A 12,980-nucleotide genomic window follows, 5' to 3' on the forward strand; every position below is an offset into this window, starting at 1 on the left:
CCCATGCCCCATGCCCCATGCCCTATTCCCCATTCCCTTGTTCATAAGCTTCATAGACACCTTTGACGTTGTACCAATTGAGGAAAATTCTGGCAATTTCTAAAGCTAACTGGGGTTTACCTAAATTAATTAGCCATCGCAAAAATGGAGCCATAGTCCGCTCATTAAGTGTGCCATTAAGTGAAAGAATGCCCCATAGTAAACGATGCAGCCAAGTCATTTGAATCATCATCCGTACTTCCCAAGTAGGATGCTTTTGATAAAATAAAACTCCCATACGCCCGCGCTGAATTTCTTGATCAATCAAACGGGGAATTTGCTCTAAGTTAAATGGTGGATGCCAGTGATAGCCAACGGCTGCTGGACATTTTATTAATATCAAACCTAGTTCTTTAAGCCTTACACCTAATTCTAAATCTTCCCAACCATAAAGGTTAAATTTGGTATCAAAAAGTCCAGCTTTTTCTAGCCAATGTTTAGGAATTGCTACATTCCCTGTAGCAAAAAAAGCGGCGGAAAAATCTGTTATTTTATAGGGTTCAGCAGTTGGGTTGTCGAAATTGCAAGTATTAATAACTGCACCATAAGTGAAAAAGCGATCGCTTCTGAACTTCTCCTTTCCCTGCACTAGTTCATCTGCATGAGCTTGCAGGAAATTCGACAGTACTACTAAATCACTATCAATAAATACAATTGTGTCTCCCAGCGCCTGTTTTACTCCTAAATTCCTAGCCGCAGCTGGACCAGCGTGGTCTTGCTGAAACCATCGCACATGGGGAAATTCTTCTTTATGTGCTCCCAACCACTCTAATGTGCCATCAGTAGAACCATCATCTACCAAGACAATTTCGTAACTAGTAATCGAACTTGCGGCACTCAACTCCTGCACCTCTAAAGCGCGGAGGCACTTTTCTAATATCGGCTGGCGATTGTAAGTCGGTATCACAACGCTGAAAAACACAGTCTCACCCACAACACTTTTACCCATCTCCAGGATAGGACAACTGCGACACTGACGCAGTTCCTTGCCTAACTTTGGTTATGGCAATTCAGTTCCATAACCAAAATCTACTAGAAAGGGAGGGATATTGATATGAGGAAATACTTGAATAATTAATTAAGACCTAAAAAGATGCTTTTTTAGATGCCCGCAAGTTCATAAGAATTTAGCAGAAATTATAGGTTCATATATCTAGCTATAAATAGTATTATTACTCATTCTTGTATCTTTTACCGAAAAAGCATTTTTAATAAATTTGAGTTAATCAGTATATAACCTAAATTTAATTTTAGTTACTTAAATTTTAGTGTTAATTGAGTAATTCCTGTAAAAAACGGCATGAATTACCTATCATCTCTCTTTCAGAACAAGTTATTTGCTATTCAAACTGTATGGAATTTCAATTAAGTAAATACTGACAGCTTTTTCTGTCGCTCTGTAGATTTTGTCTTGACTAAATGTTTTTTGCTACAACAAAGGAAGTTTTATGTCTAAATTAAGTCGGAGACAACTGCTAATATTTTTTGCAGGCAGTGCGGGTGCTGCTGTGTTGGGAGAAACCATTATAGATGGAGTTTCTAGTGTTACACAAGCAAAAAATAAGTCACTAAGTTTTACACCAGTGCGCTTACCTCATCCTTTACCTATTTATAAACAACAAAATAATTTCTTACCAACAGGAATTGGTCAGGGACAAGTACTTAATGCATCTGCAAATCCCAGTTTAAGGAGCTACAACGTAATTGATGATGTGGTAGTGCCGCCGGAGTACGAACGTTATGTAATTATAAGTTGGGGCGATCGCGTGTTTCCCAATAGCGATGATTATTTCGGTTACAACTGCGATTACACAGGTTTTGTTCCTCTTGGTAGAACAAATGACTTAGGCTATTTGTGGGTTAATCACGAATACGTTAGTTTTCCGTTTTCTACTTTATTAGTGGCCGATGACTCCGATCTAAAAGGATTACCTGACACCTTTAAAAAGGTAATTGGTTGGGCTTTACCTTCCACCAAAAATATTGAAGTTGAAGGAGAATTCTTATATAACCAAGGTGGATCTATAGTCCGCGTTTCTCGCCGTAACGCCAATAAGCGCTTTGCTGTAGTTAGTGGCGATGCTAGAAATCGCCGTATTCATGGTCTTTCTGGCTTGGGAATTAATAGCCAACGGACTGATGGCTACCAATCTATCACTTCTTGGGGAAGTCGTAGCCACCAGAAAGGCGACCAAAACTATTTAATTGCAACTGGCCCAGCTGCAACTGAAGTATTTAATCTGAGTTCGGATGGACTGGGTAAAAAAATTATTGGTACTGCTTACAACTGTTCTGGTGGTACGACTCCTTGGGGAACTATCTTATCTGCTGAAGAAAACTTCCAAGGTAGTGTCACAGAAGCAGTTAAGCCTGATGGTACCCAGACAGGTTACGGCGATAGCACTATAGGTAAAACTTTCGGTCTAGTTGGAGAAAAATATGGCTGGATAGTAGAAGTTGACCTTGTAAATCCAAATTTCCGCCCTCGCAAGCACACTTGGTTAGGTCGTTTCCGTCATGAAAACGTCGCTATCCGCACCGAAGTAGGCAAACAACTAGTTGCTTACATGGGTGATGACAGACGTGGAGGACATACTTGGAAATTTATCAGTAAAGGTACTATTTCCTCGCCAACTAGTAAAGCCAACAGTAGCTTGTGGGAAGACGGTACTTTGTATGTCGCTCGTTATAATCCAGACAAAACGGGTCAGTGGATACCGTTAAACTTAGATACTCCTACTAATCCAATTTTGCCATCGGTTCTTTCTTCTCAAGAAGGTAACGTCTTGGACGAAAAAGTGAAATTCTTACCACTACCGAAACGTAGTGGCATTGCAGGTCAAACTGAAGATGGTGGTACATTTAAATGCGATCGCATCACAGAAGCCACTACATTACCTGATTATCAAAATAAGAAATTATCTGCTTTTTACCCCAATCAAGGTGCTATTCTCAGTGATGCTTTTTTAGCAGCAAACTTGGCTGGAGGAACACCTACAGCACGTCCAGAAGATCTAGAAGTGCATCCTTTAACCAAAGAAGTGTTCATCTGTTATACCGATGGTGCGCCAGGAAGCGACGGTTATCCAGATTCGCGAATTTTCCAGGTTGCCAAGACAAATACTGCTGTCAATGCTACACAGCAATCAGGAGGATTATACAAAATTATTGAAGATAGTGCCGATGGCAGCGGTTTCACCTTTCACTGGGATAGATTTGCCCAAGGCGGGGAAGCCGGATCAGTTTCGGGTGCTGGCTTTGCTAATGTAGATAACCAGGTGTTCGATCTGAAGGGCAATGTTTGGGGTGTGACGGATATGTCCACTAGCACTCACAACGGTTTTGATATTGGTGCTGAAGGTAAGCCAACCACAATCGATCACACAATTCAAGGTGATGTTTCTAAGTTTACAGGAGTATTCGGTAACAACTGGCTATTCTTTATCCCTACCAGTGGTGCCAATGCAGGATATGTAGTTCCATTCGCCTATGGGCCTGTACGTTGTGAAATGACTGGGCCGACTTTTGTCGGAGATACACTGATTATTTCAGTACAGCATCCTGGTGAAGATTGTCCGATCAATGATGGCACAATACTAAGTCGCGACATTGAAATACTCAATTTGAATGGTACAACATTCAATCAGACTCGCACTGTACCTCGTGGTAGTAGTTGGCCCAGCAACATCAAGGGTAAACCAAAAGGTGTTCCCTTACCATCTGTAATTGGCATCCACCGTAAGAATTCTACTGGCAGCTTTATTTAGTTAGCGCCATGCATTTAGATATGTTGTCCTCCAACATCTTTACATCTAAAGATGAAAAAACAATAGAGATATCTATATCAAGTAGTTGATTCAAAGAGTAAAACCCTAGAATTTTATTTGGCTCTAAATTCTAGGGTCTTTTGCTTTCAAAAAGTTTTGCAATATCATCAATGTAGTTTGCGATCGCTTACTATCTAAAAATCCAAATAAAAACCCCACTGGTAAGGCGGGGAGTGATTGAATTCGGGTTTCTCTTAAACGAGAATTGCTTTTAGTTTACTTGGGATAATTTTTTCTTGCGTTTGATCCATAATCCCATAGCACCAGCGATCGCTGTACCACCAAGAGTTAGAGGTTCTGGAACTTTAGAGTAACTTACTGTACCCACTTCTGTTGTAGATGGGAAGGCAGCACTAATAATAGTGTAAAACTTTTTGCCTCCCATATCTGAATTCTCTGGATTATTCCCTATGAAAAACTGATCTTCAACCAAATAGCTTAGCCCCAAAAGTTTGCCGTCTTTAAAACCTACTAAAGGAGATAAGCCGGCTTCATAATCAATATCACTTGCCTCTGTATATTGAGTACCTAAATAGTTAAACAAAACGGATAATCCATTGTTAACCTTTAAGGTTTCCTCACCCGTCCCGGTTAGGGACGAGTCATCATATTGAAAAGAACCATAATATTCACCTGCGTTGTTGCCAGATGTAGCATTCACAGTGAAATTGTAATTAACTACAGCAGCTTGTGTTGGTGCTAAACCAACAGCAGCGACAGAGATGACAACTGCAACACTGGCAATGCTAAAATTTTTGGCTAATTTCATCAGAAAATACTCCAAAGCTAAAAAATGAAAATTCTGTAATTCCACTTAAATAAACTTTGAACCAGTGTATGCAGGTTAAGATATCTCAAACAAAACGTGATTTTCATTAAATATTTAAAATTATCAATCATATATAAAGTTTGTGTGAAATTATCCTGTGCTCACTTCCTTACCTTTTCTAGTAATCTTTTCCTGCACGCAATGTTATGTCCATGTTCGAGATTGTGGATCAAGCTAGCATACAAATCGCAAGCTTAGAGGTTGTTTGAAAAGTCTAATTTATTACTCACCGGGCGACTGGAAGTCGCGGCTACACAATCAAAACCCACCTCTGTGGGTTAAACTTGATTTTCATTAGTCCACCTCCGTGGACTTCTCTACGAGACGCTGTTCGCGTTCGTTTGTGTAGTAGCGAATTCTATTCGCCTAATACTTTTCAAACATCCTCTTAGCTCGACTTTATCCAAAATTAAGAACTCGGCTTTCTTCATTCGGCAAAATCCCTGGCTTTTTGGCAAATACTTTTTCCATATCACTGATTTGCGCTCAAGTCCAAAAACTAAAACTACCTTTCCACAATGGTTTTAGCGTCAGGTTTTGGGTTTCGTAAAAATGGATAAAGTCGAGCTTAGGTCTTGAAGATTTAATTAAATAGCATCTTCCAGACCATCCAGCACAAAAACTTGAACTAAGTTATCAAGAATAAAGTTTTAGGCAGTTAATTTGCATCTACTTAAAACAGGGTGGAATTATCTACCCTGCAACCAATTTATAGCATTTAAAACTAATGCCTAGGACGGCGATGATTCAGCCTTGTGAAAATTGATATTTTCAAAGCCGTATAAAAAAGCTTATATAAATAAAAGCGATCGCTGTGTTCAAAATCTGACAAATCCTAAGAATTTAGGATTAAAAACATTGAAAAATAAATCCAAAGGGATCATGCTATGTCAGTTTGAAGCTAATTTACAAACAGGTTTATTCATGCAGAAAATATACATGGATTAGTTAGATATAATAATGACTCATTCTTTGTTTTCTGAGTTGGAGAAATCAATGGGTCGCGCCAAAAAGGTTGTCCTGGCATATTCTGGGGGAGTGGATACATCAGTTTGCATCCCTTACCTGAAGCAAGAGTGGGGTGTAGAAGAGGTAATTACGCTAGCAGCAGATTTAGGTCAGGGAGATGAATTAGAGCCAGTCCGAGAAAAAGCTTTGAAATCGGGTGCAAGTGAATCTTTAGTGATAGATGTCAAAGACAGCTTTGTTGAAGATTATGCCTTTGGAGCAATTCAAGCTAACGCCCTTTATGAAAATCGCTATCCCCTGGGAACAGCCCTTGCTCGTCCGCTGATTGCCAAGATATTAGTAGAAGCAGCCCAAAAATATGGTGCTGATGCGATCGCTCACGGTTGCACTGGTAAGGGTAACGATCAAGTTCGCTTTGATGTCTCAATTGCTGCCCTTAACCCTAATCTGAAGATACTTGCACCAGCAAGAGAATGGGGGATGAGCCGTGAGGAAACAATTGCCTATGGTGAACAATTTGGCATTCCTTCACCAGTCAAAAAATCTTCCCCCTACAGCATTGACAAGAATTTGCTTGGTCGTAGCATTGAAGCTGGTGTGTTGGAAGATCCAGCAGCTGAACCACCAGAAGAAATTTATGAGATGACTAAAGCGATCGCCAATACCCCCAACGAGCCAGAGTACATTGAAATTGGTTTTAACAAAGGTATTCCAACAACTCTCAACGGTACACCCAAAAAGCCAGTTGAGCTAATTGAACAACTCAATCAGATGGCTGGAAATCACGGTATCGGGCGGATTGATATGATAGAAAATCGCCTGGTGGGCATCAAATCACGGGAAATCTACGAATCACCCGCTATGTTGGTGCTAATTCAAGCACACAGAGATTTAGAAAGCTTGACCTTGACAGCAGATGTCACCCATTACAAGCGTGGTATTGAAGAGACTTACAGCCAAATCGTTTACAACGGTTTATGGTACAGTCCACTCAAAGCCGCATTAGATGCCTTTATTCAAAAGACACAAGAGCGAGTATTGGGAACTGTGCGAGTGAAGTTTTTCAAGGGCAACGCTACGACAGTCGGGCGTTGGAGCGATAATTCTCTCTATAGCCCTGATTTAGCAACTTACGGTGCTGAAGACCAATTTGACCACAAAGCTGCTGAAGGCTTTATCTACGTTTGGGGTCTACCAACTCGTATTTGGTCACAACAAACTAGAAGTTAACAACTGGGAGTTAGGAGTTAAAAGTTAAAAAGAAATTACTTGTCACTTTACTCCTTACTCCTTACTCTTTACTACTAACTTCCTTGACTTGGCGGGATTCCAACCATAGGGGCACAACGATGATCGCCACCATGATTAGTAACGCTGCGATCGCAAATTGACTCACCCAGCCAACTAATTGTTCTAAAGAGATAATTTTCCCAGCAAAGAAAGCTAATGTCACCATCAGACTAGCCCAAGTAACTGCCCCTAATAAGTTGTATAAAAAGAATTTTCCGAAAGACATTTCAGCTATACCAGCTAGTGGCGCCGCAAAAACTCGCAGTAATGCGAAAAAACGCCCAAAAAATACTGCCTTAGCAGCATTTTGACTAAATTGTTCTTTAATGTTCAGCAGTCGTACTTCAGAAATCCGAAATATCTTACCAACTTTTACTAAGAAAGGCCAACCGCTAACTCTACCAATCCAATAGCCACAAGTGCCGCCAATTACAGCACCCATAATTGCATCACCGAGAACCAGCCAGAAATTTAGTTCATCGCTACCAGCTAGAAACCCACCCACTAAAGTTACAGTTTCACCAGGAAGAGGAATGCCTAAATTTTCTAACAAAATTCCCAAAAAAATTGCTAAATAGCCATACCTGTGGGCAACTTCTTGGATGTTTTCTAGTGAAATCAGCTCTAAAGACATCCCGCACCGCCACCTTTACAAATTTTTACTTTTACTTTATATCTTTGCTTGTTTTTAGGTAGGGTGTCAATCAAGCCGCTACACAGATTCATTAATTTCATACTCTATGAGTTGATCGTCAATAGCTTCTAATCTATGGTAACTATTATATTTTGGGTATTGACTATTAACTTTTTAGCATCGATTATCACAAATACATACTTGCCTGTAAAAAGTAGTATATTTTTTATAAAAAATTTCTAAATACCCAGGTAAATTATAAAAATATCGTAAAAGATACGGTTGCTACTGAAATTCATAGGCGCTTATGCCTATATTGAGGAGAGTTAAGACAAATTATACGACATGAATACTGAAAAAATACCTCAACTGCACTGCTGTAAGTCCCTATATATATGGATGAGACAGTCATCTTGCCGTTGAGAAAGAAGCAGTATTAATGTCGCTTTTCGATTGCTTGTAAAGTGTTTCAACTACCCAGTTACATTTATGACTCTCACACAAGAACTTCAGGTGATTTTATTCAAGCCCCAAGGAAGTATAAACTTACAAGGCGGCGTTGCTTTGAGCGAACAGATGGTTAGAGTAGTCCCTCAGCCAGATCAACTATGGGTTATAGACCTAGCGGACGTAGATTTCATGGATAGTTCCGGGTTAGTTCCCCTGGTACAAGGACTGAAAGCTGCACGTCAGAGTGGTTGTCGCTTGGTTCTCTGTAATGTACAAGCCCCTGTACGGTTAATTTTGGAACTTACCCAGCTAGATTCAGTGTTTGAAATTTTCAACGCTTACGAAGACATTCTTACTGACGTCAAAGATAACAGTCTGGTGCTAGCAGACTAGCTTATAAAGTTACCTAAAGATGGATGGTGGAGTCAAACAATGTTTGTATTTTGTAATGCTTACGAGTAACATTCTCACTATTTTTAGAGATAACAGTCTGGTGCTAGCAGTCTGATTTTCTCTTCGATTTAGAGCAGAATGTTGATAAGCTAAAACCCATTTAAATTGCACAATCATTCATGAGGGCTGTCATGCGTCATTTGTCATTAGTCGAAAGTATTTACAAAGGACGCATGACAAATGATTAATGACGGTCTTAGCCAGTGAATGTGCAACTTCGACGCACATTAGCTTACGAACTAATAGCTTTCCAATTAAGAAGTGTTAATGGCAGACGAATTAATCTGATTTTTGGATATCAATGCCAACTTAAGCACATAAAGTGGCAAGCAAACCAAGTAAGTCAAATCAAATACAATCTTTTGTAAAACTCTCCACCTTTTTAGGGAAAAGCTTTTCAGATTGCCCTGAATATTTGCTCCGCGTCTGACAAAAATACTTGGATTATGCCAATATGCTTCGCCCAATAAATCTATCGAATGTAATTTCAGTATTTTATACCTTCTCTGGAAGCTCTCAAATATCCCTAAAAACAGATGTTTAGAGCGCTTGTAGACTTTAAAGGTACGAACAAGACCGACACTGACAAAAATACTTAATGATGTCGATGTATGCAGTGTATTCTAAGTAGTATACATATTTGTAAGGAATAACTCTTTGGTGATGCTAGCTTTGGCAAGCTATTGACTCCAAAGAGCAATTCTTTTACAAGCATGGTATTTAAACATAACACGGACGGGACTTTAATTCCCGCCTTTTTTTTTATTGGTATACAGCGCTTGCCAATCTTGGAGATAACACCATACATCTAATTGGGGACAATTAGTAATTTTTTACCCTTTCTATCGCACCATCAACAAAACTTTAAGCATTCTGGGGAGTGGAAATATTATTTTGTTCAGACGTTGGACGGGGAAAATTCGGCAAATCAATGCCGCTGTGACTAGCATTGCGGGTTTTGAGTGCTAAACGGTAACTAACACTTTGCAGTTCTGCCTGTAGTTGGCGGTTTTCCCGTTGTAAGATTGCCACCTTTTCTCTGACTGGAGCCATGCGCTCCTCGAATTTACGACGGTAAATTTGAGGCAACTCCTGAACTACTTGCTCCAACATCCGACTACGATCAGTAAGTTCTTGGACTGATTGCCGCAATTGGTAAATTTCGGCATCACGAGATGTCATTTGCTCTTGATAGAACGCCACTTGCTGCTCAACAGCTTGGAGTTGTTCCCGCAAAGCCTGTAATTGAGTCAGATCGCGTTCAGGTTCAGTCCGCTGGGGCATAAAATTAGTATTACCTTTTACCAGCCGGAAGAGCTCTTGAGATAGCTGTTGTACTAATTGATCGCGAAGTTGCAACTCTTGGCGCAGTTGCGATGCTTCTGTAGAGAGAACTTGGATGTTGGATGTATCAGATTGACTCACAGTGGCTTACAGCTCCCATTCAGAATCTTGTCCACTTTTAGGTATAACTACGGTAGTACTGCCTTTGGCAAGTATTTATTAATTTAGCATTCCCAGATGAGTCACGAAAAAGTAAAAAGGCAAAATTTTTTTGTTTACCTGTAATTTAGAGACTTGGATTAAGGATTGGGTATTGGGAAGAATTTAGTTTTTAGTCCCCATTACCCCTTATCCCTAAAGAATTTTGGATGTTCCCTAGTCCCTAGTCAGTCATACTTATTCAGTTACAGCGCCTACTTTAGCGGGTTTTGCCTCTGGAACTTCCTGCTTAACTGTCAAGTACCGAATTACTTCCTCACTCAAACGCATGGCACGTTCTAAAGGTGCAACTACAGTTGCAGGTGCAATGTAGTTGAACTGGATGTAAATACCGTCGCGATGCTTTTTGATTTCATAAGCAAGACGACGCTTACCACGATTTTGAGTTTGGATATCTTCGGCCCCTTGTTCGCGAAGCAAATTTTGGTATTTCGTAACTGCTTGCTCTACCTGTTCTTCTCCTAAGTCAGGACGCAGAATGTACATTGTTTCGTAAATAGTCGTCATAATTTTCAGTCTCCTTATGGACAAAGTGGCTGCTGATGTTAATTTATACATTGGCTTTGATAGACAATACCAGCATTAATCAACATCTGAAGCAACAAGGAACTATAATCTTACCAGTTTTAAATTTGAATCATTGCCCAAAACCGCTGAAGTTTGGATTTCTAACGAGAAATAGGTTGGAAGCCGACCCTTAAATTTCTTTAGCAAGTAAGAATTTAGCTTTTGATCAGTAGCAAATTGATCAGACTAGTAGTCTAGCCAGCAAGTACCTTTACTCAATGGCATCTATAGCGATCAGCTTCAGTCTTAAAGCTCTATCGCTGACTGTAGGCTTAACTGATTTCTCAAAAAGCTAACCGAGGATTTGTAACTGCTCACAGCTTTTAATTGCAGACAAAAGGATATTGATCAAGGTTATGGCGCAGCGCTATGTGCGAGTTCAAAATCAAGAAGGACAGATTTACTACGGGTTATTACAACTATCCCTCAATGTGCAGGTGCTAGATGCTCCGCCCTGGTTGCAAGGGCAACCCACTGATTTAACTTTAACACCGGAAAATTACCAAATTCTGGCTCCCTGTGCTCCTTCAAAAATTGTGGCGATCGGCAAAAATTATGCAGACCATGCGGCAGAGATGGGAACTTCTGTGCCTTCTGAGCCATTAATTTTTCTGAAACCACCTACGTCCATTATTCCGTCTGAGACAGAAATTAAGTGTCCTCCCCATTCGCAACGAGTAGATTACGAAGGAGAATTAGCACTGGTGATTGGCGATCGCACTTTTGACTGTACTCCAGAGGAAGCCCAAACCAAAATTTGGGGTTACACAATTGCCAATGATGTGACAGCGCGGGATTTACAAAAACGGGATGGTCAATGGACACGAGCCAAAGGTTTTGATACATTCTGTCCCTTGGGGCCTTGGATTGTGCGAGAGTTAAATCCAGGAGCCAGGTTGCAGACTTTCTTGAATGATGATCCAAATCCAGTACAATCTGCTTGTATCGATCAGATGGTGTTTCCCCCCGATTTTCTGGTGTCTTATATCAGTCAAGTGATGACGCTGCTACCAGGAGATTTGGTGCTAACAGGTACGCCATTCGGCGTGGGGCCATTACTCATAGGCGATCGCGTCCGCGTGGAAATTGAAGGTATTGGTCGCCTAGAAAATGTCGTGGCTGCCCGTTAATAACTAGCGCACTTGCATATAAACTGCATCAGAGATAGCCGGAATTTCCGCGTAGCGCCCGGTTAGAGATTGGATAACAGAATATACAACCGCTGCCACTACACCGATAAAAATTGTTGTGTAGAGGGTTTGGATAGCAAAACCACTACTGGGAACTAGTCCGACAATATCAGTCATGATGCTAAACAAAAAGATAATAATATCCAAAAGGATTGCTTGCATAGTGTTAAAACGAATAAAGTGATTAATTTTTTCGTTTCTTACTACCAACAGCCATAAAGCAAAGAAAATAATCAGTCCTGCGTAACGGACGCCGTAGTAAATTCTTAGTAATGGCAGAAGCGGCAAAAAAAGCAGTTGCAGAGGAGGGAACTCTGCTAGTAAAAATCTACCGAATACAAAAACCTCTATTAGGGGCAGCAGATAAGGTAGACAAGCAAAAATCCGATCTGAAACCGTTGTAGACCCGCGCCAAGACATTATGCATTCTCCTGTGGTTAAATTTCAACAGTTACTTGAGCCTAGGATAACGCAGTTGCTAAGTCTTGCTGGCAAATGCGATTATTCTATATACGCAATGCGGAAACCCATCATACAGTGATACTGGTCTGGTTGCTGTTCCGTAAGTTTGCGAATAGCTTGACCGCAGCGCAGTTTACCCCCACGCCAACGAGGTTTCCCGCTCCGATCAGCGAGTAAACAAGACTGGCAAACCTGCTCAGGGGCAAGGATTTTATCTTCCATTAAGATGACTAGCATCGAATCCCTCCTGTGAATCCTTATTTTTACCCACATTTAATTTGGGGAAGGACACTCTTGGTAGCAATTCAGAATGGCTTCAGGCTGGTTGGGCGCGTCGTAAACTAGGTGGATTTTGGATGGCGGAGGACACCTAAGAGCAACCTAATGCACTTTTTGTGGCAAAAATGTGGATAGTAAGAAAAATTGCTAAGCGAACCTTAATCTATTGTATGTTGTGTGTGTTGGAGATTAAGTTTCTGAGTAACAAACAATACTTAAATCTTGTAGAAGATATTTAGTAGTATTAATTCCATCCCGATAAATCCCACTTCGGGGTTTCTACACTCCAGTGAGTTTTATGGAAAGAGACGGTAAACTCCATCCCCAAGCGTCTGTAAAGGAATAGTCGCCCCGCCGCTTTGGGCACTTGTACTGAGCTTGTCCTGACTGAGTGTAGTCGTTGGCGTAGCCTCCCGTAGGAAAAGCCGCAGCCTCTCGTAGAGAAGTATAAGACATTGGTAGCTTCTTTCCCATGCCCCATGCCCCAT

The 12,980-nt window shown here is 40.7% G+C and carries 12 protein-coding genes; 4 read left to right on the top strand and 8 right to left on the bottom strand.

Features of this window, described 5'->3' with window-relative positions; all coding sequences use genetic code 11:
* Positions 1–22: 22 nt before the first annotated feature.
* Positions 23–988, bottom strand: a complete 966-nt coding sequence (locus IQ246_RS24860) for a glycosyltransferase family 2 protein (protein ID WP_194005994.1) — start codon at positions 986–988, stop codon at positions 23–25.
* 499 nt (positions 989–1,487) lie between these two features.
* Between IQ246_RS24860 and IQ246_RS24865 the strand changes: the two genes are divergently transcribed.
* Entirely contained in the window at positions 1,488–3,806 is a 2,319-nt protein-coding gene (locus tag IQ246_RS24865; protein ID WP_194005995.1) for a PhoX family phosphatase, read from the top strand.
* A 271-nt stretch (positions 3,807–4,077) separates the two neighbouring features.
* Here the strand turns inward: IQ246_RS24865 and IQ246_RS24870 are convergent, their stop codons facing one another.
* On the bottom strand, positions 4,078–4,635 hold the full coding sequence (locus tag IQ246_RS24870; RefSeq protein ID WP_194005996.1) for a PEP-CTERM sorting domain-containing protein: 558 nt from the start codon (positions 4,633–4,635) through the stop codon (positions 4,078–4,080).
* Between the two features lie 1,056 nt (positions 4,636–5,691).
* Between IQ246_RS24870 and IQ246_RS24875 the strand changes: the two genes are divergently transcribed.
* Complete coding sequence (locus IQ246_RS24875; protein ID WP_194006005.1) at positions 5,692–6,894, top strand: argininosuccinate synthase; 1,203 nt, start codon at positions 5,692–5,694, stop codon at positions 6,892–6,894.
* A 61-nt stretch (positions 6,895–6,955) separates the two neighbouring features.
* Here the strand turns inward: IQ246_RS24875 and IQ246_RS24880 are convergent, their stop codons facing one another.
* Complete coding sequence (locus tag IQ246_RS24880) at positions 6,956–7,588, bottom strand: DedA family protein (protein ID WP_194005997.1); 633 nt, start codon at positions 7,586–7,588, stop codon at positions 6,956–6,958.
* Between the two features lie 489 nt (positions 7,589–8,077).
* Here IQ246_RS24880 and IQ246_RS24885 point away from each other — a divergent pair, with 489 nt between their 5' ends.
* Positions 8,078–8,431, top strand: coding sequence for an STAS domain-containing protein (locus IQ246_RS24885; protein ID WP_194005998.1), 354 nt, complete (start codon positions 8,078–8,080; stop codon positions 8,429–8,431).
* A gap of 924 nt (positions 8,432–9,355) precedes the next feature.
* On the opposite strand, the gene IQ246_RS24890 is transcribed toward IQ246_RS24885, so the two are convergent.
* Together IQ246_RS24890 and rpsF are read right to left on the bottom strand one after the other, a co-directional pair.
* The gene (locus tag IQ246_RS24890) at positions 9,356–9,916 is read right to left on the bottom strand and encodes an Npun_F5560 family protein (protein ID WP_194005999.1); all 561 of its coding nucleotides are present in this window, start codon (positions 9,914–9,916) and stop codon (positions 9,356–9,358) included.
* A 255-nt stretch (positions 9,917–10,171) separates the two neighbouring features.
* Positions 10,172–10,501, bottom strand: a complete 330-nt coding sequence (gene rpsF, locus IQ246_RS24895) for a 30S ribosomal protein S6 (RefSeq protein WP_194006000.1) — start codon at positions 10,499–10,501, stop codon at positions 10,172–10,174.
* Between the two features lie 416 nt (positions 10,502–10,917).
* On the opposite strand from rpsF, the gene IQ246_RS24900 reads away from it, so the two are divergent.
* Positions 10,918–11,691 carry a fumarylacetoacetate hydrolase family protein gene (locus tag IQ246_RS24900; protein WP_194006001.1) on the top strand — a complete coding sequence of 258 codons (774 nt, stop codon included), beginning with the start codon at positions 10,918–10,920 and terminating at the stop codon, positions 11,689–11,691.
* A 3-nt stretch (positions 11,692–11,694) separates the two neighbouring features.
* Here the strand turns inward: IQ246_RS24900 and IQ246_RS24905 are convergent, their stop codons facing one another.
* From IQ246_RS24905 to IQ246_RS24915, 3 genes are all read right to left on the bottom strand, one after another.
* Positions 11,695–12,171, bottom strand: a complete 477-nt coding sequence (locus IQ246_RS24905; protein WP_194006002.1) for a Tic20 family protein — start codon at positions 12,169–12,171, stop codon at positions 11,695–11,697.
* A gap of 81 nt (positions 12,172–12,252) precedes the next feature.
* Positions 12,253–12,450, bottom strand: coding sequence for a hypothetical protein (locus tag IQ246_RS24910; protein ID WP_194006003.1), 198 nt, complete (start codon positions 12,448–12,450; stop codon positions 12,253–12,255).
* A 321-nt stretch (positions 12,451–12,771) separates the two neighbouring features.
* The coding region (locus IQ246_RS24915) for a hypothetical protein (protein WP_208492293.1) at positions 12,772–12,980 on the bottom strand (209 nt) is incomplete at its 5' end.

Origin of the sequence: aff. Roholtiella sp. LEGE 12411, from assembly GCF_015206995.1 — a bacterium.
In the GTDB taxonomy this organism is placed as follows: domain Bacteria; phylum Cyanobacteriota; class Cyanobacteriia; order Cyanobacteriales; family Nostocaceae; genus Komarekiella.

Excerpts from the sequence above, each read along its gene's own strand:
- IQ246_RS24860 (WP_194005994.1), bottom strand. The coding sequence starts at position 988 with ATGGGTAAAAGTGTTGTGGGTGAGACTGTGTTTTTCAGCGTTGTGATA.
- IQ246_RS24865 (WP_194005995.1), top strand. The coding sequence starts at position 1,488 with ATGTCTAAATTAAGTCGGAGACAACTGCTAATATTTTTTGCAGGCAGT.
- IQ246_RS24870 (WP_194005996.1), bottom strand. The coding sequence starts at position 4,635 with ATGAAATTAGCCAAAAATTTTAGCATTGCCAGTGTTGCAGTTGTCATC.
- IQ246_RS24875 (WP_194006005.1), top strand. The coding sequence starts at position 5,692 with ATGGGTCGCGCCAAAAAGGTTGTCCTGGCATATTCTGGGGGAGTGGAT.
- IQ246_RS24880 (WP_194005997.1), bottom strand. The coding sequence starts at position 7,588 with ATGTCTTTAGAGCTGATTTCACTAGAAAACATCCAAGAAGTTGCCCAC.
- IQ246_RS24885 (WP_194005998.1), top strand. The coding sequence starts at position 8,078 with ATGACTCTCACACAAGAACTTCAGGTGATTTTATTCAAGCCCCAAGGA.
- rpsF (WP_194006000.1), bottom strand. The coding sequence starts at position 10,501 with ATGACGACTATTTACGAAACAATGTACATTCTGCGTCCTGACTTAGGA.
- IQ246_RS24900 (WP_194006001.1), top strand. The coding sequence starts at position 10,918 with ATGGCGCAGCGCTATGTGCGAGTTCAAAATCAAGAAGGACAGATTTAC.
- IQ246_RS24905 (WP_194006002.1), bottom strand. The coding sequence starts at position 12,171 with ATGTCTTGGCGCGGGTCTACAACGGTTTCAGATCGGATTTTTGCTTGT.
- IQ246_RS24910 (WP_194006003.1), bottom strand. The coding sequence starts at position 12,450 with ATGCTAGTCATCTTAATGGAAGATAAAATCCTTGCCCCTGAGCAGGTT.